23 protein-coding genes are annotated in these 20,542 nt (G+C 70.5%); 10 read left to right on the top strand and 13 right to left on the bottom strand.

Translation table 11 applies throughout. The features are described from left to right. Positions 1-442: 442 nt before the first annotated feature. The 5 genes from BBK82_RS34510 to BBK82_RS34490 all read right to left on the bottom strand — a co-directional run bounded on the left by BBK82_RS34510 (position 443) and on the right by BBK82_RS34490 (position 3,806). Positions 443-1,489, bottom strand: coding sequence for a hypothetical protein (locus tag BBK82_RS34510; RefSeq protein ID WP_237047725.1), 1,047 nt, complete (start codon positions 1,487-1,489; stop codon positions 443-445). A gap of 11 nt (positions 1,490-1,500) precedes the next feature. Further along, positions 1,501-2,055, bottom strand: coding sequence for an RNA polymerase sigma factor (locus BBK82_RS34505; protein WP_065918717.1), 555 nt, complete (start codon positions 2,053-2,055; stop codon positions 1,501-1,503). Between the two features lie 129 nt (positions 2,056-2,184). Continuing rightward, positions 2,185-2,589 carry a pyridoxamine 5'-phosphate oxidase family protein gene (locus BBK82_RS34500; RefSeq protein ID WP_065918716.1) on the bottom strand — a complete coding sequence of 135 codons (405 nt, stop codon included), beginning with the start codon at positions 2,587-2,589 and terminating at the stop codon, positions 2,185-2,187. A 99-nt stretch (positions 2,590-2,688) separates the two neighbouring features. Then, positions 2,689-2,910: a type 1 glutamine amidotransferase family protein gene (locus BBK82_RS34495; protein WP_065918715.1), complete on the bottom strand. Its 222-nt coding sequence runs from the start codon at positions 2,908-2,910 to the stop codon at positions 2,689-2,691. Between the two features lie 41 nt (positions 2,911-2,951). Continuing rightward, a complete protein-coding gene (locus BBK82_RS34490) occupies positions 2,952-3,806 on the bottom strand; it encodes an SDR family oxidoreductase (protein WP_065918714.1) in 855 nt (284 codons plus the stop codon). Positions 3,807-3,932: 126 nt separating this feature from the next. Here BBK82_RS34490 and BBK82_RS54855 point away from each other — a divergent pair, with 126 nt between their 5' ends. Both BBK82_RS54855 and BBK82_RS54850 read left to right on the top strand, forming a co-directional pair. Beyond that, the gene (locus BBK82_RS54855) at positions 3,933-4,274 is read left to right on the top strand and encodes a helix-turn-helix domain-containing protein (protein ID WP_237047724.1); all 342 of its coding nucleotides are present in this window, start codon (positions 3,933-3,935) and stop codon (positions 4,272-4,274) included. Continuing rightward, entirely contained in the window at positions 4,250-4,804 is a 555-nt protein-coding gene (locus BBK82_RS54850) for an MmyB family transcriptional regulator (protein WP_237047723.1), read from the top strand. The genes BBK82_RS54855 and BBK82_RS54850 overlap by 25 nt, the downstream gene beginning before the upstream one ends. A gap of 4 nt (positions 4,805-4,808) precedes the next feature. Here the strand turns inward: BBK82_RS54850 and BBK82_RS34480 are convergent, their stop codons facing one another. The 5 genes from BBK82_RS34480 to BBK82_RS34460 form a co-directional block, all read right to left on the bottom strand. Next, the gene (locus tag BBK82_RS34480; protein WP_065918713.1) at positions 4,809-5,264 is read right to left on the bottom strand and encodes a YybH family protein; all 456 of its coding nucleotides are present in this window, start codon (positions 5,262-5,264) and stop codon (positions 4,809-4,811) included. A gap of 66 nt (positions 5,265-5,330) precedes the next feature. Then, entirely contained in the window at positions 5,331-6,236 is a 906-nt protein-coding gene (locus BBK82_RS34475; RefSeq protein ID WP_065918712.1) for a P-loop nucleotide/nucleoside kinase family protein, read from the bottom strand. Positions 6,237-6,379: 143 nt separating this feature from the next. Then, positions 6,380-8,407, bottom strand: a complete 2,028-nt coding sequence (locus BBK82_RS34470) for an MGH1-like glycoside hydrolase domain-containing protein (protein WP_065918711.1) — start codon at positions 8,405-8,407, stop codon at positions 6,380-6,382. Between the two features lie 169 nt (positions 8,408-8,576). After that, positions 8,577-10,463 (bottom strand): S8 family serine peptidase, encoded by a 1,887-nt coding sequence (locus BBK82_RS54845; protein ID WP_257785404.1) that lies wholly within the window; start codon positions 10,461-10,463, stop codon positions 8,577-8,579. 376 nt (positions 10,464-10,839) lie between these two features. Next, entirely contained in the window at positions 10,840-11,127 is a 288-nt protein-coding gene (locus tag BBK82_RS34460; protein WP_065918709.1) for a DUF3040 domain-containing protein, read from the bottom strand. Positions 11,128-11,905: 778 nt separating this feature from the next. Between BBK82_RS34460 and BBK82_RS34455 the strand changes: the two genes are divergently transcribed. Further along, positions 11,906-12,583 carry a helix-turn-helix domain-containing protein gene (locus BBK82_RS34455; RefSeq protein WP_237047722.1) on the top strand — a complete coding sequence of 226 codons (678 nt, stop codon included), beginning with the start codon at positions 11,906-11,908 and terminating at the stop codon, positions 12,581-12,583. 119 nt (positions 12,584-12,702) lie between these two features. On the opposite strand, the gene BBK82_RS34450 is transcribed toward BBK82_RS34455, so the two are convergent. Further along, the gene (locus BBK82_RS34450) at positions 12,703-13,095 is read right to left on the bottom strand and encodes a PGPGW domain-containing protein (RefSeq protein WP_065918708.1); all 393 of its coding nucleotides are present in this window, start codon (positions 13,093-13,095) and stop codon (positions 12,703-12,705) included. A 159-nt stretch (positions 13,096-13,254) separates the two neighbouring features. Here BBK82_RS34450 and BBK82_RS34445 point away from each other — a divergent pair, with 159 nt between their 5' ends. Together BBK82_RS34445 and BBK82_RS34440 are read left to right on the top strand one after the other, a co-directional pair. Then, positions 13,255-13,830, top strand: coding sequence for a hypothetical protein (locus BBK82_RS34445; RefSeq protein WP_065918707.1), 576 nt, complete (start codon positions 13,255-13,257; stop codon positions 13,828-13,830). Between the two features lie 90 nt (positions 13,831-13,920). Beyond that, complete coding sequence (locus tag BBK82_RS34440; RefSeq protein ID WP_065918706.1) at positions 13,921-14,136, top strand: helix-turn-helix transcriptional regulator; 216 nt, start codon at positions 13,921-13,923, stop codon at positions 14,134-14,136. 7 nt (positions 14,137-14,143) lie between these two features. On the opposite strand, the gene BBK82_RS34435 is transcribed toward BBK82_RS34440, so the two are convergent. Continuing rightward, complete coding sequence (locus tag BBK82_RS34435; protein ID WP_065918705.1) at positions 14,144-15,493, bottom strand: cryptochrome/photolyase family protein; 1,350 nt, start codon at positions 15,491-15,493, stop codon at positions 14,144-14,146. Positions 15,494-15,589: 96 nt separating this feature from the next. Between BBK82_RS34435 and BBK82_RS34430 the strand changes: the two genes are divergently transcribed. Genes BBK82_RS34430 through BBK82_RS34420 form a run of 3 tightly spaced genes read left to right on the top strand, consistent with a single transcriptional unit; the run spans position 15,590 to position 18,205 of the window. Then, positions 15,590-16,162 carry a hypothetical protein gene (locus tag BBK82_RS34430; protein WP_065918704.1) on the top strand — a complete coding sequence of 191 codons (573 nt, stop codon included), beginning with the start codon at positions 15,590-15,592 and terminating at the stop codon, positions 16,160-16,162. Further along, positions 16,159-17,526 carry a DUF2867 domain-containing protein gene (locus BBK82_RS34425; RefSeq protein WP_065918703.1) on the top strand — a complete coding sequence of 456 codons (1,368 nt, stop codon included), beginning with the start codon at positions 16,159-16,161 and terminating at the stop codon, positions 17,524-17,526. The genes BBK82_RS34430 and BBK82_RS34425 overlap by 4 nt, the downstream gene beginning before the upstream one ends. Before the next feature lie 7 nt (positions 17,527-17,533). After that, entirely contained in the window at positions 17,534-18,205 is a 672-nt protein-coding gene (locus tag BBK82_RS34420; RefSeq protein WP_065918702.1) for an AIM24 family protein, read from the top strand. 124 nt (positions 18,206-18,329) lie between these two features. Here BBK82_RS34420 and BBK82_RS34415 read toward each other — a convergent pair whose 3' ends face one another. After that, positions 18,330-19,241 (bottom strand): TauD/TfdA dioxygenase family protein, encoded by a 912-nt coding sequence (locus BBK82_RS34415; RefSeq protein ID WP_065918701.1) that lies wholly within the window; start codon positions 19,239-19,241, stop codon positions 18,330-18,332. Between the two features lie 228 nt (positions 19,242-19,469). Between BBK82_RS34415 and BBK82_RS56895 the strand changes: the two genes are divergently transcribed. Next, a complete protein-coding gene (locus BBK82_RS56895; protein WP_418287532.1) occupies positions 19,470-19,553 on the top strand; it encodes a putative leader peptide in 84 nt (27 codons plus the stop codon). 77 nt (positions 19,554-19,630) lie between these two features. After that, on the top strand, positions 19,631-20,530 hold the full coding sequence (locus BBK82_RS34410) for an ABC transporter substrate-binding protein (protein WP_065918700.1): 900 nt from the start codon (positions 19,631-19,633) through the stop codon (positions 20,528-20,530). The last annotated feature ends 12 nt before the right edge of the window (positions 20,531-20,542 follow it).

Below are 20,542 nucleotides of genomic sequence, written 5' to 3'. Positions count from 1 at the left end.
CAGCGGCTGCAACGGCCTCGTCTACCCGTTCAGCCCGACGGGCTCAGGGAGCCACTGATCCGGGAGTGTGGTGGTCACCGTACGTGCGGAAGAAACAGACATCTCCTTCCAAACGCCTCGGACGCGTGCATTCCCGCAGCGCGGTCCGACTTCGTTCAGCAGACCTCGACCTCGGTCAACCCCGTCCTGAACCCACCGGCGTGGGTCATCAGCACCCGGTCGTCGCGGAAGTACAGCCGCACTTCGCCGACCGCGCGTTGTCGACCGGAGTTCAGCTCGAACCCAGTCGGTCGCGTTCGGGGAGCCGGAACTGCCCCGGATCGGTTCGCGGAGTCGACGCGGGCTACCCGGCGTGGATCAACGGCAACTGGATGCCGTTCCCGCGCTGACCGCACAACGGTGGGAGGGCCGGTGGAGATCCGGCCCTCCCACCCCCGGGAGATCAGATCTTGCCCGCGATGACGTCGGCGAGGTTCACCCGCGACGACTGGTAGGTGACGATCGACGGCTTGGACGGGGTCGCCGAGTCCTTGTTCGGGACGACCTCCGAGCTGATCGGCAAGCCGTTGTCGGCGTTGATGGTGAGGACCTGCGAACCGTCGCCGCCCACGATGGCGGGGTCGGCGGTCAGCGTCAGCACCTGCTGGCCCTCGACGACGCTCTTGCCGATGGTCACGTCGGGCATGGCCGCGAGCAGCTTCAGCACACCCGAGCGGACCTCCGCGTTGGCAGCCGCCTGGAACAGCGTGAACGTGGTGTTGAACCACAGGTGGTTGTTGATGCGGTTCTCCAAGTCCTTGCCCGTCGGGCGCGGCTTGAAGGGCGGCACCTCCTTGCCGATCTTGCGGAACATCTCGGCGTTCCGCTCGTAGGCTTCCTTCCACGCCTTGTCCGCCTCGGCGGGGCTCATGTCCAGTCCCAGCGCGTTGCCGCTGACGGTGGTCATCTCGAACTTCGCCTTCTCCACGTCGCCGTTCGCGGCGAGGCGGGCGGCCGCCATGCTCTTCGCGTTGTGCTCGCCGGACTGGTCGTCGTTCCTGGCGGCGCATGCCGCCAGGGTCTGCACCGAGTCGCCGACGTAGGTCTGGCCCTTGTCGGTGTAGACGGTGTAGGCGACGTACTTGCCGCCGTCCGGCGCCGGCTTCGTGGTGATGACCAACGACGAGTCACCGGTCTGCGGGGCTGCCTTGAGCTCGGAGGCCAGCTTCACCAGCGGGGACTCGACCACCTGCGGGGCCGCCTCGGGAGCGGGAGCCGGCGCGGCCGGGACGTCGCCGCCCGTCGTGCCCATGACCACGGCCGCCGCGACGGCGGCCGCCCCCAGGGTGGCGATGCCGGCCTTGGTCCAGGAGAACCAGCGCTTCGGCCGCACGACCGTCGCCTCGGGTTCGGTCATCGCCGCCTGCAGCGCACCGCGGGCGCGGTCGTAGGCCTCGGGACTCGGCGACGGCACATCACTCAGCTTCTTCATCAGGTCCATTTCGTCCATGGGATGTCTTCTCACGTTGTCGGGACTTGCAGCAGCGCGGCCACCTCAGGGGCCTCTCGCAACGCCTTGCGCGCCTGGTGCAACAGGCGGCGAGCCGTGCCGGCCGGGATGTCGAGCACCCTCCCGGCCTCCGCGACGGTCAGGTCCTCCCAGGCGACCAGGCCCAGCACCTCCCGCTCCTCCGGCTTGAGCCGGGCCAGAGCGCTGCGCAGCAGGGCCTGCGTGTCCACGCGGGCGTCCACCGCCGGCCAGGGGTCCCAGTCGTGGGCCACGCGGGTGATGTCCGGCGCCGGCTCCTCGGCCGGCTCGGACCGCCAATGCCGCCGCAACCTGTTCAGCGCGACGCCGTACAACCAAGGCCTGGCTTCGGGGTACGAACGGTCATAGGTCGCACGGGACTCGTAGGCGGCCACCCACACGTCCCCGAGCACGTCCTCGGCGGCCTGACGCCCCACTCGGCGCGCCAGGTAGTTCCCGATCGCGGTCTCGTGGCGGCTGATCACTTCCACGAAGGCATCGGTGTCTCCGCGCAGCGATCTGCCGATCAGTTCCGCGTCTGACGACATGAAGCTCCTCGGGTCTCTCTTCGCCCTTCCACCCCGTAGTTGCCAACAGCCGCCGAAACCGTTCAGGTTGCTTCGGCGGCTGACTGACGTTCCTGGTCAGAGGTGAGAGGGACGCCGAGCACCCGCGGGTCAGGCCGCCATGCCGGCCAGCAGCTCGTAGCCGTCGACGAACTGCGCCCGCACGCGCAGCAGCTGGTCGGTGTCGCAGTCGGGCCACGGCGGCAGCAGCCGCTCGTAGCGCGTCACCTCGTCGGCGTCGACGACCCGCTCGGCCATGCCGGTCACGACCACGCACCAGCCCAGCATGGTGCCGGAGTCGATCTCGTCCGCCTCGTAGGTGAGCACCAGGTGCAGCGGCGGCACGGCGACGCCGGTGCGGATGATGACCGAGTCCTCGTCGACGACGTGGCTGACCAGCCGGACGGCGGGCAGGGCCTGGTGGGAGAAGACCATGCGGCCGAAGGAGGCGTCGCCGAGGAGCTTCATCGCGGACGCCGTGGACAGCGGGTGCAGGTGACGTGCTTGGCTGCTCATCCGAGCGCCTCCGTCAGTCAGAGCGGGCCAGCCGCAGACGGAGATCCCGTGTATGACCGCGTTATGCACGCTTGTATGGGGTCAACCGTACTCGCGCGGTCAAAGCACGGCAGTGCTCGTCGCGACCTCCGGGTCGGCGCTGTGCGCGTCGAGCGACTGCGGAACGCCGCCGGGCGAGGCGAAGTCGACGGTGAAGCCCGCACGGGTGAACTTCTCGTGCGGCGCGGCCAGCTCCTCCGCCCAGTGACCCGTCGGGTAGGTGGAGCCGTCGGTGCGCTCCCCCACGTCGGCGGCGGACATGACAATCAGGATCTTGCTCATGGCTGGTTCCTCCTCAGCGGGACGGTGCAGGACGGGCGGGGTCAGGCGGGGAAGTCGCTCGCGGACGCGGTCGGCGCGGCGGCGTCGAGGTTCGCCTGCAGCGCCTGGACCTTGGCCGTGGCGTAGGCGTGCGCGTCGGAACCGAGGAGCTGGCGCAGCGGGCCCTGGCCGTTCACCACCCGCTCGATCATCAGCCGGGCGCCCCTCACCGGGTCGCCGAGCTGGCTGCCCTGCAGCTCCAGGTGGTTCTCGGTCATCTCGCGGATCGCCGGGTAGGCGGCGGTGGTGCTGTCGGGCAACGCGAGCGAGTCGGTGGTGAGGAAGTCGGTGCGGAAGTAGCCGGGCTCGACGATGGTGACCTCGACGCCGAACTCGGCGACCTCACCGGCGAGCGCCTCGGTCAGGCCCTCCAGGGCGAACTTGCCCGCGCAGTAGAGGCCCCAGCCGGGGACCGAGGTCAGGCCGAGCACCGAGGACACGTTGACGACGTGCCCGCCGCGCTGCGAGCGCAGGACGGGGAGGGTGGCGCGCAGCACGTTCCACACGCCCACGACCTGGACGTCGAGCATGTCCCGGACGTCGCGGGCGGTGGTCTCCTCCACCGCGGCGAGGAAGCCGTAGCCGGCGTTGTTGACGACGACGTCCAGGTGGCCGAACCGCTCGGTCGTCCGCTCGACGGCCTGGGCCACGGCGGCCTCGTCGCGCAGGTCGACGGTGAGCGGCAGCAGGCGGGTGGTGTCGGCGCCGGCGAGGGCGGCGAGGAGGCGCTCGGTCGAGCGGGTGGTGGCGGCGACGTCGTCCCCGCGGTCGAGGAGCTGCTTGACGAGCTCGAGGCCGAGGCCGCGGGAGGTGCCGGTGACGAACCAGGTGGCGGGGCGTTCCGTGGGGAAGGTCATGGCTCAAGACTGGCTTGCGAAACGGTCCTCTTGGGACGTGTCCCGGGCCCTGTGCGACCTCGGACTCGCGAACCTAGGACTCGGAGGTCCAGTTGTGGTTCGCGCTCCTGGGTGACAATGGGTGTCATGGCCGGTCTCAACCGTGAACTCGCCGACTTCCTGCGCCGCGCCCGCAGCCAGGTCGACCCGTCCCGCGCCGGGCTGCCGTCCGACGGCAGGGTCCGCCGGGTGAAGGGCCTGCGCCGCGAGGAGGTCGCCCTGCTCGCCGGCGTGTCCGCCGACTACTACGCCCGGCTCGAGCAGGGCAGGCGCATCTCCCCTCGGCGGCCGTCGTCGAGGCCGTCGGCCGCGCCCTGGAACTCGACGAGGCCGGCACGCACCTGCGCGACCTCATCGGGCTGCCGTCCAGCCCGCCGCCGCACCGCCCGCGCGGCGTGCAGCGGGTGCGCCCCGGCCTGTACCAGCTGATCGACGCGCTCGACGGCGAACCGGCCCTGGTCCTCGGCCGCCGCACGGACGTGCTCGCCGCGAACCGGATGGCCAAGGCGCTGTTCGCGGACTTCGACGGCATGCCGCGGGAGGAACGCAACTACGCCCGCTGGATCTTCCTCGACGAGGGCGCCCGCTCGCTGTTCGCCGACTGGTCCGACCAGGCCCGCGCCGCCGTCGAGAGCCTGCGGTTCGAGGTCGGCAGGGACCCCCACGACAAGGCCACGACCGCACTGGTGGCCGAGCTCCGCGAACGCAGCCGCGACTTCGACCAGTGGTGGGAGCAGCACCGCGTGCACCAGCGCACCCACGGCTCCAAGCGGCTGCGCCACCCGCTCGTCGGCGACCTCACCGTCGACTACGAGTCCCTCGCGCTGCCGGGTGATCCGGACACGATGCTGTACGTGTACACGACCGCGCCGGACTCGTCGTCCAGGCAGGCGATGGACATCCTGGCGAGCTGGGTGGCGGCGGGGCCGGGAGGGCAGCCGAGCCGGTCGGAGTCCTGAGAGGTCAGTCGCCGAACCGGCCGTCCAGGTCCCCGGCCGGCAGGACCACGGTCGAGTTGTGCTCGCGGGCGATCCGCCACCCTTCCGGCGTCCGGTGCCACACCAGCGACGTGGTGGTGCGGATGTCCGTCGTGGCGTCCGGCGTGACGATCCTGGCCACGAACCTCAGGGTGGACGCGGCCAGGTCGTCGTTCGCGATGACGTGCGGGCCGTCGTCGACGGCGTGGTGCGCGGAGATCATGTTGCTGAAGGCGGGTTCCCAGATGGCACCGTAGGCGTCCGGTGTCGCCGCCACCCGGTGCTCGGGGTCGAAGTCGTCGTAGAGACGCACCTCAGGCGAGCCGAAGTCGTAGAACTCGCCGAAGGTGCGCCGGAAGTCGAAGGGTGCGTCCCCTTCGCGGCGGTCCCAGCCGAACACCCAGCGCTCGTGCAGGTCCGCGATCACGTTGCCGTCGCTCATGGTTGCGACGTTAGGACGGCGGACGAGCCGCAGGCAGGGTGCGTCACACCCAGGTGCGGCACGCCGTCAGGCGGTGATGTGCCGGATGACCGCGGCGAGAGACCGCTCACGTGGTTGGACGGTGTCCAGTGAGAGCGCTTCCCCGGCCCAGGAGGGGAACTTCGCCAGTCGGCGCTGCACGTCGTGCCAGTCGCCGGAGTCGTGCCAGCCGGGGATGCCGCGGCTGCGGGTCTCGAGCCTGGCACGGTGGACCTGCGGGTCGGAGCAGTGGCACACCACCACGCGGAACTCCGCGCCGGCCCTGCGGGCCAGACTGCGCCAGCGTTCCCTGGTCGCGACCTGTTCGGTGGGGTGGTCGAGGATGGCGGACTGCCCGGCGGCGAGTTGCCGCAGGGCGAGCGTGGTCAGCACCTCCTCGGCCATCGCGAACGAGTCCTCGAAGTAACGGCCGCCGAACGGGGTCAGCGCGCCGAGCAGCCAGTCGGTGGCGAAGACCGGGATGCCCAGCTCGGCGCCCGCGGCGTCGGCCAGGGTGCTCTTCCCGCTGCCGGGCATTCCGGAGAACACGACCAGCCGGGCACCCGTGGCGGTGGAAGGCAGGTCGTAGCCGGTGAAGTCGGCCGGCAGCCCCGGTGTCAGGTCGGTCGGCACCAATCCGGCAACCCACGTGGAAATAATTCGATGCGGCCGTGCGGCCTCGACGACACAGGACACGACAGCAACGCTGCCGTCGTGATGGCGGATCCGCGCCCGTGCGGTGGTCTCGCCGACGTCGAGGCCGACCACGACGACCGGCGCGTGGTCGGCAGCCCGGCCGCGGGTGACCTCGACGTACCTCTCGGGCGTGACGAAGGCGGCGAACTCAGCCGCGAACACGTCGGACGCGTCCGCACCCCAGCCGGGTTTCCCGTCCAGGCCATCGAGAACCCACTCCAGCCGGGTCAGGGCGGGACTGGCCGCGAAACGGTGCACAGTTCCCCCGGGCGAGGTCGTCGAGGCATGCCGATCAAGCCTAGCGAGCCTGCGCACAGCCGGCCCAGATGTTCGCCCACGACGGAAAGACCGCGGTCAGCAGGCCGCGCCGGCTGCCGGTGCTCGCGTCGTGGAGCGCCCGGTCAGCTGACGGAGCCCCGGAAGGCGAGCCAGTCGAGGTTGATCCGGGCGGTGTCGCCGGTGCCGTAGGACAACGTGATCACCGGATCGCGACCGCTGACCGGCACACCGTCGAACGTCACCGTCCCCCAGGCGTCCCAGCTGTCGGACACCTTCGGGAAGCTCACCTGACGCACGACGCGACCGTCCACCGACAACGACATCGTGCGCGCGTCGCTGTTGGCGTTCGCGTACCGCACCGTGACCGCGCCCGTTCCCTGACCCGCCGACGTGCGGTGCACCGTGAACGACGAGGCAGCACCCTCCGCCCACAGGCCGTCGACGAACGCCCGGCCCGAGTACCCGGTGTGGTTGACGTTCGTCTTGACGCCACCGGTGTTGCGCGCGTCCTCGGCTTCGAGGTGACCGGGTGCCGGGCAGCCGGAGACCGTGCCCGCGGTGTCGGCGCAGCGGTCCCGCGCGTCGGGCACGCCGTCGCCGTCCCGGTCACCGCCGGCCGCTCCGGTCAGCGTGATCTCGACGGTGTGCGCGCCCTGCAGCGTGGCCGGGACCTCGGCGCTCGACGGGCGGCCGTCGATCGTGACCGAGCGGATGGTCGTGCCCGCCCCGCGCAGCGAGATGGTGAGGTCGGCGTTGCGGTAGCGGACGTTGCGCAGGGTGACGTCACCCCAGCCCGCGGGCAGGTTCGGCGCGAACGCCAGCCCGCGCTCGCCGTACCGGAACCCGAACAGTCCACTGTGGACCATGTCGAGGAACCCCGTGGCCGACCACGTCTGGTCCGGTTCGGAGCCCCAGTGGAACTTCACCGTGTCGCCGAGCCGCTGGTAGCCGCCGTCCACCACACCCGTGGTGCCGTTGTAGATCTCCCAGTACCCGCTGTTGTTGTTCGCGAGCTTCGCCAGCCGGGTCGTCTCCGCCGCGAAGCCGGGCTGGTTGCCCTGCCGTGCCAGCGCTTTCGCCCACAGGCCCTGCACGAGCGGCCAGACGATCGCGTTGTGCCGTCCCGGTTGCGCGTCGGAGTAGCGGTCCCAGTGCGGGAAGGTGTCGGGCATGCCCCAGGTCATCACGCGGGCGTTCGCGACGATCGACCTCGCCTGGGCCGGGTCGGCGATGCCGAAGATGATCGCGAACGCGAGCCCGGTGCCCTCCTGATGGGCGCCACGCGTCCCGTCGGCGAGCAGCTGGTAGTCGTACAGGCCGGTCGCCGGGTTCCAGAAGTGCCGGTTGATCGCGGTCTTGAGTGCGGCGGCCTTCGTGCGGTGGCTCGCGGCTTCCTGCGTCCGTCCCAGCCGCTCGGCCATGTTCGCCGCATTGACGTACGCGGCGTAGTAGACCTCGTTGGTGCTCAGGTACATCCCGCTCGCGATGCCCGGCCACGGCATGCTGCCGGTGCTGATCGACTCGGTGGCGTCGGCGGGCGGCGCGGGGTAGCCGGCGATGCCGTCGTTGAAGAACGACGCGCCGGTGAACAGGCCGTATGTGCGGTTGAAGCCGGCCGTGGGAGCGTTCTCCCGGATTGTCAGGGTGTTCTGCGCGGCGCGGTAGGCGTTGCCGAGGAACTCCTGGTCGCCGGTCACGAGGTAGTGGTGCCACGCGGCGGTGAGCCAGATGACCTGGTCCCACTGCTGGTCGTCCTGCTGCACCCGCAACGCGCCGGCGGAGTCCTTGTCGACGACCGCCCACAGCGTGTTCTCCGCCAGCGCCGGCGCCAGCAGGCTGGTCGCGTTCCAGCTGTTGATCGACGCGTCGCGCGTCCACGGCTGCTGGTACCCACCGCCCGCGCGGACCATGCCGACGGCCGGGTCCATCAGACCGCTCCTGTTGTAGCCGGGGTCGTAGCCGACGTTGTTGATGCGCAACAGGTTGTCCAGCGCGGCCGTATAAGCGTTCCCGTACAACGCCTGGCTTTGCGGGTTGGCGAACGCGAGTGTCGGCGTGACCGCCGCTGTCGCCGGTGAGGCACCGGTGACAGCGCCGCACACCGTCAGCACGACCAGAAGGACACGACCGATCCGCCGCCGCAGACTCATTCGGTGCACCTCTCCCGGCACCGGGCCCGTCCGGAGCCGAAGAGCAGTTCACCACGGAACCCGCGCACACGGAGAGTGCCGACGCGAATCCTGTCCGCTTGTGTCAACGCCGTGCCGACCGCCCGGCCACCGAACCCGCCGGACGGTCGACACGGCCGTTCACACCTCGCTACGAGGCGAGCGGAACGTCACCTTGGACACCCCACTGCGTGGTGCTGATGCCGCGTACGTACCAGGTGCCGTCCGACGGCCGCCACACGGCGAGGTCGGTGACCCCGTCACCGTTGTAGTCACCGGCCACCGGCACGTCCCCGGAGATCCCCCACTGCGTGGTGCTGATCCCGTTGACGTACCAGGTGCCGTTCGACGGCCGCCACACCGCCAGGTCAGCGATGGCGTCACCGTTGTAGTCACCCACAACGGGAACGTCACTGCCGCCACCCCACGAGGTCGTGGTGATCCCACGCACGTACCAGGTGCCGTTCGACGGCCGCCACACCGCGATGTCCGTGCTGTCGTCACCGTTGTAGTCGGCCGCAACGGGAACGTCACCGCTGGTCCCCCACTGCGTGGTGCTGATGCCGCGCACGTACCAAGTGCCGTTCGACGGCCGCCAGACGGCGAAGTCCGTGACGCCGTCGGCGTTGTAGTCACCGGGAACCGGGATGTCCCCCGCGATTCCCCATTGGACGGTGCCGATGCCGCGCACGTACCAGTTGCCGTCGGAAGGCCGCCACACGGCGAGGTCCGTGGTCCCGTCACCGTTGTAGTCACCGGGAACGGGAACGTCAGCGGCGATGCCCCACTGCGTGGTGCTGATGCCGCGCACGTACCAGGTGCCGTTGGACGGCCGCCACACGGTCAGGTCCGTCGTCCCGTCACCGTTGTAGTCGCCTTCCGGCGCCCACCGCGTGAACAGCGAGTACAGCAACCGGTTCGGCGACCCCGCCCCGGGGTTCCCGACCACCCCGGCCGTCGAGTTGCGCACGATCGCGTCGTGCACCCGCCCGGCAGGCGCAGCCGGGTGCCGCTGCAGGTACAACGCCGCCACACCGGCGACGTGCGGACTCGCCATCGACGTGCCGCTGATCGAGTTGGTCGCCGTGTCACTGGTGTGCCACGCCGACGTGATGCCCACACCGGGCGCGAACAGGTCGGTGCACTGCCCGAAGTTCGAGAACGCCGCCCGCACGTCGTCGGCCCCGGTGGCGTTCACCGTCAACGCCTGCGCCACCCGAGCAGGCGAGGTCGAGCACGCATCGGTGTTCGAGTTCCCCGACGCCACCGCATACGTGATGCCCGAAGCGATCGAGTTGCGGATCGCGGTGTCCAGCGGCTCGAAAGCACCACCACCCAAGCTCATGTTCGCCACCGCCGGCCGCACCGCGTTGGCCGTCACCCAGTCCACGCCACTGAGCACACCGGCGAAACTGCCGCTACCGGCACAGTCCAGCACCTTGACGGCAACGAGCCGAACCGCCTTCGCAACCCCGTGCTCCGCCCCACCGATCGTGCCTGCCACGTGCGTGCCGTGCCCGTTGCAGTCGGTGTTGTTGCCGTCCCCGGTCGTGTTGGTCCCCCAACTCGCCCGCCCACCGAACGCCGCGTGCGAGACACGAACACCCGTGTCGATCACATAGGCCCGCACGTTCGCCGCGGCCGGCCCGAAGTGGTAGCGCTGGTCCAACGGCAGACGCCGCTGGTCGACCCGGTCCAGCCCCCACGACGGGGGGTTCACCTGCGTCCCGTCGATGGAGACCACGGCATCCTGGTACACCGCGGCCACACGGGGATCCTTCGCCAACGCCTTCGCGTTCGCCGCGCTCGCGTTGACCGCGAACCCCTGCAACGCGTGCTGCCAACTGGCAGTCACGGTCCCGTTGTACTGCCTGGCAAGCGCCCCGGCACTCGCCACCGCCACCCCACCGCGGAGCACGACGACGTACCGGTCCGCGATCGCCTTCCCCGCAGGAGCCGCAACCACGACCCCTTCCCGCGCCACCGCCGAAGCCGCCGCCGACGCCGTCGCCACACCCGCCGACAACCCGCTGGCCACCACGACGATCCCTGCAAGCGCACGTCTTGCGACACGTCTGCCCGAGGTTCTCACAAACGCCCCTCTCATCCGAGACAAGCCTTGTGCAGGTGCACCGAGCGCGATCGGGTGATCGCAGAACGGGAGCGGCACACCCGTCAGGGATGTCGTCGGGGAGAAGGTTTCGATACGAAAAATATGGAAATTGGGCCCAAATGACTCCATCGGCAGCACAGACCGCCTGCTTTTGATCGAGCCGAAGGCGAGCCGCTCACCGCAAGCGGTCCCGCAACGCAACCACCTGCGCAACCGGCAGCCGCTCAACGCAACAGAGAGGATGTTGTTGCGGAAACTGGGGGACGCCCTACGCAGCCACCGCGCCCGGAACGGCGAGCGACTACCTCCGCTGCCCCCGCCAAGCCTCCACGATCAACCCCACGAACACCCCGGTCCCCATCACCGCACCCACCACAACGAGCGCCACAACGCCCCAGGCAACGCCCAGCACCACGGCCAGCAACCCGACCAGGTACACCGCCAACCCGCCGAGCAACCGCCCAGCCCGCCCCGACACCACCGCCAGCCTCGACGGCCGCGTCAACCGCGCCGCGAGCTTCGGATCGTCCTCGGACAGCCGCAGCTCGATCTCCTCGAGCGAACGCTTCTCGTGGTCTGCGAGCGCCATCGGGGGGCCTCCTGCTCTGCCGTGCTCCGTTCACCATCGCTCAGTTCGGGCGCTGTGCCAAGTGTGCCTGAACCGGAACATCCCGGCCGCTCTCGCCGCACATCGGGCAACACCCGGTCCGGGGGTGGTGGAGTCGGGTGAGTTCCGGGTGCCCGGCAACGCCGAGGTGTGGGTCGGCAACGCGCGTGCCGACCTCGACTCCGCGCGTTCCCGCAGCGTGCTGGCGGTGCTGCTGGTCGACGCGAACCAGGTGGCGCGGACCGGCCGGCTCGTCGAACGGGTGTGGGGTAAACGCCGCGCGCGACACTCCCGCGGGCTACGTCCTTGCTTCGCAAGGCGATCAGCACGGAAACGCACCCCGGCTCCACCGGCCATGTCCCGCGGATCCACCACGGCTCCAGTGGTTGCCGACTGGAGGACACCATCGACCTCCACCCGGTTCCGCCGGCTGGCCCACGCCGGCTTGCTCGACCAAGCGCTGGCCCTCTGGCGCGGCGACCCGTTCGCCGGAGACCACACTGGCGTCGACGAGCGCGCGGACTGGTTGCGGCAAATCACCAGGGTGGTGAGGTGTTCGACTCCCCCGACCTCGACCTCGCCCCGTACGCGACGTTCGACCCGTCGGCGCTGGTGCGGCGCACGTTCTGCAGCTGGGGCGACGCGGGCTGGCGGTCGTTGCTCGTGCAGTCCTTCGACCACGCCCCGGAAGCCGAGCACGTCCCGTTGCCGGGTGTGGCCGACCTGCACCTGATCCTCTACGTCGCTGGGGAACGCGACCATGCGCATCCGCAAGGGCGGCAAGCCGGTGCACGACCGCAAAGCACCGGGAACGCTCGAGCTCGTCGTCCCCGGCCAGGACAGCGTCCGCGACTACCGGACGTCCTCGGCGATGCGCACCGTCCAGGTCCACATCCCGTCGGCGACCGTCGCGCGCGTCGCGGCCCGGCTGGGCGGACCCGCACCGGACTTCGAGGCGGTGGCGGCGTCACTGGCCCACGGAGATCCCGTCGTCGAGCACCTCGTCCGGGCCCTGCCCGCGGCCGGCGGCGAGGGCGACGTCTACGGCGAGTCGGCAGCGGAGTTCCTCACGACGCACCTGCTCACCCGAGGCCGGCACCACCGCCTGCCCGGCCCGGAACACGCGGCGGTCCGCGCCGGCATCGCGGTGATGCGCGACCGGCTGGCCGAGCCCCTGCGGCTGGCCGACGTCGCCGCCGAGGTCCACCTGAGCGTCTACCACTTCATCCGCGTCTTCCGCGCGGCGACCGGCGAGACGCCCCACCGCCACCTCACCCGGCTGCGGATCGAGCGGGCCCGCACGCTGCTCACGGACACCGACCTGACGATCGGCCAGATCGCGAACCGGTGCGGGTTCGCGAGCCCGGGAGCGCTGTCGACGGCGTTCCTGAGCCACCAGGGCGTGCGTCCGTCGGCATACCGCGAGAGCAAGCGCTAGTGCGGTGACCACAATCTTCACCGTGTTCCCCGACGCTCAGCAGGGCACCTCGTGGGGCCGGCCCCACGATGCACCCGTCTGACCGCCGCGAAACGCGGCACAGGTTCGTGGTCATCGCACTAGCCGCCCGTTCCTGACCGTTCACGCACGTTGCGGTAGCTCCAGCCCAGCAACCCGAGCAGCACCAGCCCGGACAGGATCAGGCTCGTCCCGGTGCTCCACCCGTGCAGCGGCACCCACGTCACGGTCCCCCACACCACGCCCGCCGCGATCAACCCCAGCCCCGCCGCCACCGAGAACGCGATCCGCACCGGTGACGAGACGCTGTCCTCCGCCGCCTTCACCGCCCGGTCGCGGACCGGGTCGACGTAGCGCTCCAGCTTCGGGAACTCCGAGGCGAGCGTGACCAGGCCGGCGAGCACCAGCAGGAGGCCGGGGCCGGGCAGGACGAGCAGCGCGATGCCGACGACGAGCAGCACCGTTCCGAGGATGATCACGCCCACCCGCTTCACCGCGACCTCCGTTCGTCCCCTCCAGTGTCACGGGCGCAGCCGGTCGCCACCAGTCGAGCGGGCACGGGACTGGTCAGCCCGGCCGGCGAGGTGGCATGGTCGGACCCGAACGATCTCACCACCCGGTCGCGGCTCCGGACGAGGAGGCCAGGGGTCCTGATGGCCACCACGTCGGCGCTCACCGGAGGCGTTCCTCCCCGGCGCTTCGAGTTCTCCACGACCGACCCGGACCAGGCCCAGGACTTCATCAGCCAGATGTACCGCGCGCAGCCGCCGAGGGACGGGCGGCTCGACCGGGCATCGCCGGTGTCGGTGTCCCAGGTGAGCGCGGGCGGGCTGAGCCACGTGGACATCACGATGCCACCGGACCTCACCCTGCACCTGGACGGCACCGACGACCTGTCGGTCACCACGCTCGTCACCGGCGGCGTGCACGCGGAGCTGGGCAAGCACACCGAGCGCTACCGGGCCGGTGACGTCTGCCTGGGCACCTTTCCCCGCGGCGACTACGTGGTGCGGTGCGTGGACTTCCGCGCGCGGATCCTCACCGTGCCCGCGGCAGCCGTCGCCCAGGTGACCGGGTCGATGCCCGACCGGCCCCTGCCCGCGCTGCGGTTCGGCTCGCTGCGCCCGCCTCCCGGCGCCGCTTCGCGCGACCTGCTGCCAACGCGGCGTCGAGCCCGCTCGTCGATGCGCCGACCGTGCTGGCAACGCCGCCAGGAGGCCGCGTGCTGACCGCCTTCGCGCCTCGCCGGCACGCCCACAGGACATCGGCGCGCCGACCGCCGCCGCCGCGTTCGTCACGCGTTCGTCACGCCGCGCGCCGTGCAGCTCGCGTTCCGCCGTCACCTGGACCTGACGCCGATGGCCTACCTGCGCCAGGTCCGCCTCGGCCGCGCCCACGAGGACCTGCTGGCGGGCGGTGGTCCGGTCACCTCCGTCGCCCACCGGTGGGGCTACGCGCACGCGGGCAGGTTCGCCGTCGACTACCGACGGGCGTACGGGGTGCCACCGAGCGAGACCTTGCGCAAGAACACCTGACCCGGGCTCAGCGGTGCCGGCGCAGGCCACGTGCCGCCGCGAACCTGTCGGCCGCCTCAGCCAGGTCCACCACCGGTGGCGGGTAGTCGAGCGCGTCCCGTTCGGCTTCGGGGAGCTTCCACGGTTCGTGGACGTGCCGGGCGTCCACCTGGGCCAGTTCGGGCAGGTAGCGCTTGACGTACCGGCCGTCGGCGTCGTAGCGGGCGGCCTGGGCCAGCGGGTTGTGCACGCGGTTCGGGCGGGTGTCGGTGCCCGTGCCGGCCACCCACTGCCAGTTCATCTGGTTGTTCGCGAGGTCGCAGTCCACCAGCAGGTCGATGAAGTGCTGGGCGCCGAGCCGCCAGTCCAGGTACAGGGTCTTGCACAGGAAGCTGGCCGCGATCAGGCGGGCGCGGTTGTGCATCCAGCCCTCCCTGGCGAGCTGGCGCATGGCCGCGTCCACGATCGGATACCCGGTGCGGCCGTCGCGCCAGGCCGCGAGGTCGTGCTCGGAGTGGCGCCAGCGGTCGTGCCGGGTGCGGTAGTCGCGCGTCGCCGACTGCGGGCGGGCGGCGAGCACCTGGTGGTGGAAGTCGCGCCAGGCGAGCTGACGGGTGTAGGCCTGGGCGCCCTCGGTGGCGGTGCCGACCCCGTTGAGCAGCTCGGTCACCGACACCGTGCCGAAGTGCAGGTGCGGGGACAGGTGGGAGGTGGCGTCGTCGGCCAGTGCGTCGTGCACGTCGGCGTAGTCGGCCACGCCGGTGTGCATCCAGCTCGTCATCATCTTCCGGCCCACCGTCTCGCCGCCCTCGGCCAGGTCCGGTGACGGCGTGCCGTGGCGCAGCTCGGGCACGTCGCCGCCGAGCTCCGGCACGGTGAGGCGGCGGGGTGGCGGCAGGACTCCGCGCCGGTGCACGGTCTCCCACTTGCGGAAGTACGGCGTGAACACGGCGAAGTGGTCGCCGCCGCCGGACGGGGTGAGGGACAGCGGCGGGACGGCGTTGATCGACGAGTCGTGCACGTGCAGGTCCGCGGCCAGCTCCCGCAGGGCCTCCTCGCGGCGGCGGGCGTACCTGCTGACGTCGGCGGCGACGTGGATCTCGGTGACGTCGTGCTCGCGGACGACCCGCGCCACCTCGTCGACGGGGTTTCCCCTGCGCACCACCAGCCTGCCGCCGCGGTCGCGCAGCGCCGCGTCCAGGTCGGTCAGGGAGTCGGTGAGGAACGAGGCCCGGTTGGCGTTGAAGAAGGCCGAGGAGATGATGGCGTCGTCGACCACGAACAACGGGATGCACCGGTCCGCGGCGGACGCGGCGTGCAGCACCGGGTTGTCGTGCACCCGCAGGTCTCGGGTGAACAACGCGATCGACGTCCTCATCGGTCAGCGGTACCCGCGTACGACGTTCGGCAACCACGCCGTCATACGTTCGTGGACGGACGATTGCACTCACTCCAAAGTGGGCAAGTCATCCGCGTGACGACCGACCACGACGACTTGCTCCCCTTGCCCCTGGACCGCGAGACGCAGGAGTTACTCGATCCGCACCACCACCGTGCGAGTGTTCACCTCGGCGACCAGTTCGTCGTCGACCCCGTCCAGGTGCTCGCGAACGTCGCGATGGCGATGGAACGCCTCGACCTCGACATCAGCACACCGGTCAGCATCGAGGACGACGTCGCGACCCTCGAAGAGCTGGCCGCGGTGGTCGACCACTTCGGCAAGGGCGCGACGCTCATCGCCCACACGCTCAACACGGCCGCGCGCGTCATGAACGCCCGCTACCCCGCCGAGCTCGTCCACCACCCGCTGCCACCCGACTGCGACCTGCGCCGGCTGTTCCACGCCGACGTCGACGAACGCGCCCAGGACGTGGCGCGGGCGGTGTTCAACCGGCGGCTGACCGAGCCGGCGGACGTGCGGGACACGGAGGTCGCGGTCGACCTCGACGGGCTCAACTCCCAGCAGCAGATCGAGGTGTTCATGGCCGTGTTCTTCCTGTACGGCATCAAGGTCGGCGCGTTGCAGAACCGCACCGGCATCCGATGAGGTGCTTCGTCACGGGCGCGACCGGGCACCTCGGGTCGCGCCTGGTGCCGGAGCTGCTGAAGAACGGCCACGACGTGGCCGTGCTGGTCCGCGACGGCGCGCAGGCCACCCGGTTCCCCACCACCGTGATGGTCCACGTCGGCGACGCCACGGACCGCCGGGTGATGCGGGAAGCGTTGGCGGGCAACGACGTCGTGTACTTCCTGATGCACTCGCTGAACCGGCCGGACTTCGCCGAGGTCGACCGCGAGGCCGCCGACGTGCTGGCGGCAGCGGCGGCGCAGGCGCAGGTGCGGCAGATCGTCTACGTCGGCGGCCCGCGGCCCGACTCCCCCGGCCTGTCCGCGCACCTGGCCTCCCGCGCGGAGGTCGGTGACGTGCTGACCGCGGGTCCGGTGCCCGCACTCGTGTTGCAGGCGTCGATGGTCATCGGCGACGGCTCGGCGAGCTTCGAGCTCCTGCGGTCCACCGCGCGGCTCACGCCGTGGGTGCCGGTGCCGTCCTGGATGCACAACACCAGCAGGCCGGTCGCGGTCGCCGACGTCGTGCACTTCCTCGCAGCCGCCGCGGATCTCGCGGAACCGGTGGGTGGTGTGTTCGACGTGCCGGGTCCCGAGCAGCTCAGCTACCTGGAGATGCTGCAGCGGTGTGCGTGGGTGCTCAAGCTCCCGGTCCGCCTGCCACTGCCGGCGCCGCTGTGGTCGCACAAGCTCGCCGCGCAGGTCGCCGGACTCGTGACGCCGGTGAAGGCGGCGGTCGCGGAGCCGTTGTTCGCCTCGCTGGAGCACGACCTCGCGACCGGTGGCCCACCCGTCACCGCCGTGCTGCCCCCGCCACCCGGTGGCATGACCAGCGTCGACAACGCGATCCGGGCCGCGACCGAGCCGGAGGCGGACCCGGCCGGCGGCGAGGTCTTCACCGAGGAACGCACCGTGCTGACCGACGCGTCACCGGACGACGTCTGGCGCGCGGTGAACACGGTGGGCGGCGAGGACGGCTGGCACACCATTCCTCTCGTGTGGACGGTGCGGGGCGCGGTCGACCACCTGCTCGGCGGCATCGGGCTCTACCGCGGCCGGGCGCCCGAGGTCAGAGCAGGAGACGTGGTCGACTTCTGGACCGTCGTGCGCCGCGACGACGACGCGCGGCAGCTGGTGCTGCGGGCGGACATGAAGATGCCCGGCCACACGTTGCTCGAGATGCGCGTCGACCGCGACGGCGGCCGCACGCGTTATCGGCAGAAGGTCACCTTCACCGCGGACGGGCTGCTCGGCCAGCTGTACTGGCTGGTTCAGAAGCCCCTGCACGACGTCGTGTTCGCAACGATGGCGCGCGGGATCGTCCGGAAAGCGGCTACGGCATGATCTCCGCATGCGCAGCTCACTGTTCAACCACGCGGAACGGCCCGTCGAGCCCGGAAGCTTCCAACTGCAGAACGAACGCATGCTGAAGGTGGACCTCACCGGCAGCGGCGGCTTCTTCTTCGCCAAGCAGGGCTCGATGGTCGCCTACCAGGGTGACGTCGACTTCGCCTACGAAGGCGCCGGTGGCCTCGGCAAGCTGTTCAAGAAGGCCTTCACCGGTGAGGGCATGTCGCTGATGAAGGTCTCCGGCAGCGGCGACGTGTTCCTCGCCCAGGACGCCGACGAGATCTTCGTGCTGTACCTGGAGAACGAGAGCGTCACCGTCAACGGCAAGAACGTGCTCGCCTTCGACAGCACGCTCCAGTGGGACATCAACCGCACCGAGGGCGCGTCGATGCTCAGCGGCGGCCTGTTCAACACCACGTTCACCGGCACCGGCGCGCTGGCCGTCACCGCCTACGGCACGCCGGTCGTGCTGAACGTGGACGTGCCGACGTTCGTCGACATGCAGTCCGCGGTGCTGTGGTCGGCCACGCTGCAGTCCTCGATCCGCAAGACGGCGAAGCTCGGTGCCGTCATCGGCCGCGGTTCCGGCGAGGCCTACCAGCTCGCGCTGTCGGGTCAGGGCATCGTCGTCGTGCAGGCATCGGAGGGCCACCCCGTCCCGACCGCCCAGTAGGAGATCCGGGCAGCAGGGGAACCAGGCAGTAGGGGAACCGGGCAGAAGCGGGTCCGGCCGTGCGCGTGGGTCACACGCGCACGGCCGCCCGTGTGTCAGAAACTCAGCCGTCCGAACCCGGCTGTCAGAGCTCGGAGAAGTGCGCGGCGTCGCCCACGCGCGTGGTGCTGGCGACGCCGTCGACGCTCACCGGCACGTCGCCGGCGATGGTGATCCGGTGCAGGCGGCGCCGGGCGTTGTCGTAGTCGTCGACGCCGTAGTGCTGGGTGGCCCGGTTGTCCCACACCGCCACGTCGCCGTCGGCCCACTGCCAGCGCACGGTGTTCTCCAGCCGGGTCACCCGGTTCTGCAGCAGCTCGAAGATCGCCTTCGACTCTGCGGAGCTCACCCCGACGATCCGCTTGACGAAGTGGCCGAGCAGCAACACGCGCTCACCGGTCTCGGGGTGCACGCGCACCACCGGGTGCTCGGTCTCGTAGCGCAGCGACTCGAACTCCTGGCGGTAGGCCTGTTCCTTCACGTCGACGCCGCCGATGCGCGTTGCGTCGACGTCACCCGCGTAGTCGTAGAGGTTGGTGTGCACAGCCCACAGCCGGTCCACGAGCGCCTTCAACGCCACGGGCAGCTCGTCGTAGGCGCGCGCCGTGTTCGCCCACACCGTGTTGCCGCCGTAGGGCGGGAGCTCGACGGCGCGCAGGATGCTGATCGCGGGCACCCGGTCGACGAACGTGACGTCGGTGTGCCAGCTGTTCGCCCTGCCCTGGTCGGAGTCGATCGCCAGGACGTTGGTGTGGCTCTCCCCCTTCACCGTGGGGTGGGCCAGCGTCGGCTGCCCGAGCAGCCGCGCGAACGCGAGCTGCCCCGCGTCGTCCAGGTGGTGCTGGTCGCGGAAGAACACGACCTTGTGGGCCAGCAACGCCGCCCTGACCTCCGCGACGACGTGGTCCGGCAGGTCACCGCCCAGGCGGACGCCGTCGATCCGCGCGCCGATGCCCGCACCCAGTTTGGCGACGGTGGCGGAAAGCTGTGCGGTCATCGCGAACTTCCTTTCGTGGAGGCGAACCTGCTCTCCACCGTGCTGAGGTCCGCTCCCCCGCGCAACATCCGGCAGGGAGAATTCGAATGTTCTCAGCAGCTGGAACAAATCGATCCGGCGAGTTCCTTCCAGCGTGAAAAATAGGAGCCGGCGTCCAGTCCGCCTCCATGATGTGGGACGTCCGTTCCGGCCGTTGACCCGGCCCGATCCGGATGTGACGCTCCGTCCGTGAGCCAAGCCGCCTTCCTCACCTCGCGCCGGCACGTCGATCTCCGACGGCACGCCAGCGCGTTCTGTCGCACCGGTCGCTGAAACCACCTCCTCATTCCACTCGGGACTGATCGTCCCGTTGTTCGGCGTGCCCGTTTCCCTTCAGCAAAGGACCTGCCGTGACCACCACGCGACGGAACTTCCTCGGCCTCTCCCTACTCGGACTGACAGCGGCGACCGTCGGCTGTTCCACGGCGGCGGGCGCGGGGGTGGAGACCAAGACGCTGCGCTACCAGGGCTGGGCCGGTGACGTGACGCTGCCGGAACTGGCCGCGGAGCTCGGCTACCTCGGTGACGTGGAGCTCGAGTGGGTCGGCAACACGATCAGCGGCCCGCAGGACATCCAGTCCGCCGCCACCGGGCAGGTGGACTTCGGCGGCGCGTTCAACGGTGCCGTGGTCAAGCTGAAGGCGGCCGGGGCGCCGATCAAGTCGGTGATCGGCTACTACGGCTCCGACGAGAACGCCTACAGCGGCTTCTACGTGCTCGACGACAGCCCCGTCCGCACCGCGCGCGACCTGCTGGGCAAGAAGGTCGGGATGAACACGCTCGGCGCGCACCACGAGGCCATGCTCGGCATCTACCTCAAGCGCGCGGGCCTGGGCCAGGACGAGATCAAGAAGGTCGAGCCGATCGTCGTGCCGCCGGTCAACACCGAGCAGTCGGTGCGGCAGAAGCAGATCGAGGTCGGCGTGCTCGGCGGCATCCTGCGCGACAAGGCGCTGGAGAAGGGCGGCGTGCGCAAGAGAAGTTCCTGCGGGACAACCCCGGCACGGTCCGCACGTTCACGAGTGGCATCGCCAGGGCGATCGAGTGGAGCCGCACCACGCCGCGCGAGGAGGTGGTCAAGCGCAAGGTCGACGTCCTCACCAGGCGGGGCCGCAACGAGGACCCCGCGGCGCTGCGGTACTGGAAGTCCACCGGTGTGGCGCAGAAGGGCGGCAAGATCCTCGACCAGGAGCTCTCCATCTGGGTCGACTGGCTCGCCGAGCGCGGCGAGGTCACCAAGGACCAGGTGAAGCTCACCGACC

The sequence above is a fragment of the Lentzea guizhouensis genome, assembly GCF_001701025.1.
GTDB lineage: Bacteria > Actinomycetota > Actinomycetes > Mycobacteriales > Pseudonocardiaceae > Lentzea > Lentzea guizhouensis.
Note: the sequence above shows the minus strand (reverse complement) of the source record. Positions and strands in the feature narration are given on the sequence as shown.

What these genes read in the sequence shown, in the direction of transcription:
- BBK82_RS34480 (WP_065918713.1), bottom strand. Translation starts at nt 5,264, where the DNA reads ATGAGCGACGGCAACGTGATCGCGGACCTGCACGAGCGCTGGGTGTTC.
- BBK82_RS54855 (WP_237047724.1), top strand. Translation starts at nt 3,933, where the DNA reads ATGGCCGGTCTCAACCGTGAACTCGCCGACTTCCTGCGCCGCGCCCGC.
- BBK82_RS34500 (WP_065918716.1), bottom strand. Translation starts at nt 2,589, where the DNA reads ATGAGCAGCCAAGCACGTCACCTGCACCCGCTGTCCACGGCGTCCGCG.
- BBK82_RS34455 (WP_237047722.1), top strand. Translation starts at nt 11,906, where the DNA reads ATGCGCATCCGCAAGGGCGGCAAGCCGGTGCACGACCGCAAAGCACCG.
- BBK82_RS34415 (WP_065918701.1), bottom strand. Translation starts at nt 19,241, where the DNA reads ATGACCGCACAGCTTTCCGCCACCGTCGCCAAACTGGGTGCGGGCATC.
- BBK82_RS34490 (WP_065918714.1), bottom strand. Translation starts at nt 3,806, where the DNA reads ATGACCTTCCCCACGGAACGCCCCGCCACCTGGTTCGTCACCGGCACC.
- BBK82_RS34445 (WP_065918707.1), top strand. Translation starts at nt 13,255, where the DNA reads ATGGCCACCACGTCGGCGCTCACCGGAGGCGTTCCTCCCCGGCGCTTC.
- BBK82_RS34505 (WP_065918717.1), bottom strand. Translation starts at nt 2,055, where the DNA reads ATGTCGTCAGACGCGGAACTGATCGGCAGATCGCTGCGCGGAGACACC.
- BBK82_RS34460 (WP_065918709.1), bottom strand. Translation starts at nt 11,127, where the DNA reads ATGGCGCTCGCAGACCACGAGAAGCGTTCGCTCGAGGAGATCGAGCTG.
- BBK82_RS34435 (WP_065918705.1), bottom strand. Translation starts at nt 15,493, where the DNA reads ATGAGGACGTCGATCGCGTTGTTCACCCGAGACCTGCGGGTGCACGAC.
- BBK82_RS34495 (WP_065918715.1), bottom strand. Translation starts at nt 2,910, where the DNA reads ATGAGCAAGATCCTGATTGTCATGTCCGCCGCCGACGTGGGGGAGCGC.
- BBK82_RS34470 (WP_065918711.1), bottom strand. Translation starts at nt 8,407, where the DNA reads ATGAGTCTGCGGCGGCGGATCGGTCGTGTCCTTCTGGTCGTGCTGACG.
- BBK82_RS34425 (WP_065918703.1), top strand. Translation starts at nt 16,159, where the DNA reads ATGAGGTGCTTCGTCACGGGCGCGACCGGGCACCTCGGGTCGCGCCTG.
- BBK82_RS34420 (WP_065918702.1), top strand. Translation starts at nt 17,534, where the DNA reads ATGCGCAGCTCACTGTTCAACCACGCGGAACGGCCCGTCGAGCCCGGA.
- BBK82_RS34510 (WP_237047725.1), bottom strand. Translation starts at nt 1,489, where the DNA reads ATGGACGAAATGGACCTGATGAAGAAGCTGAGTGATGTGCCGTCGCCG.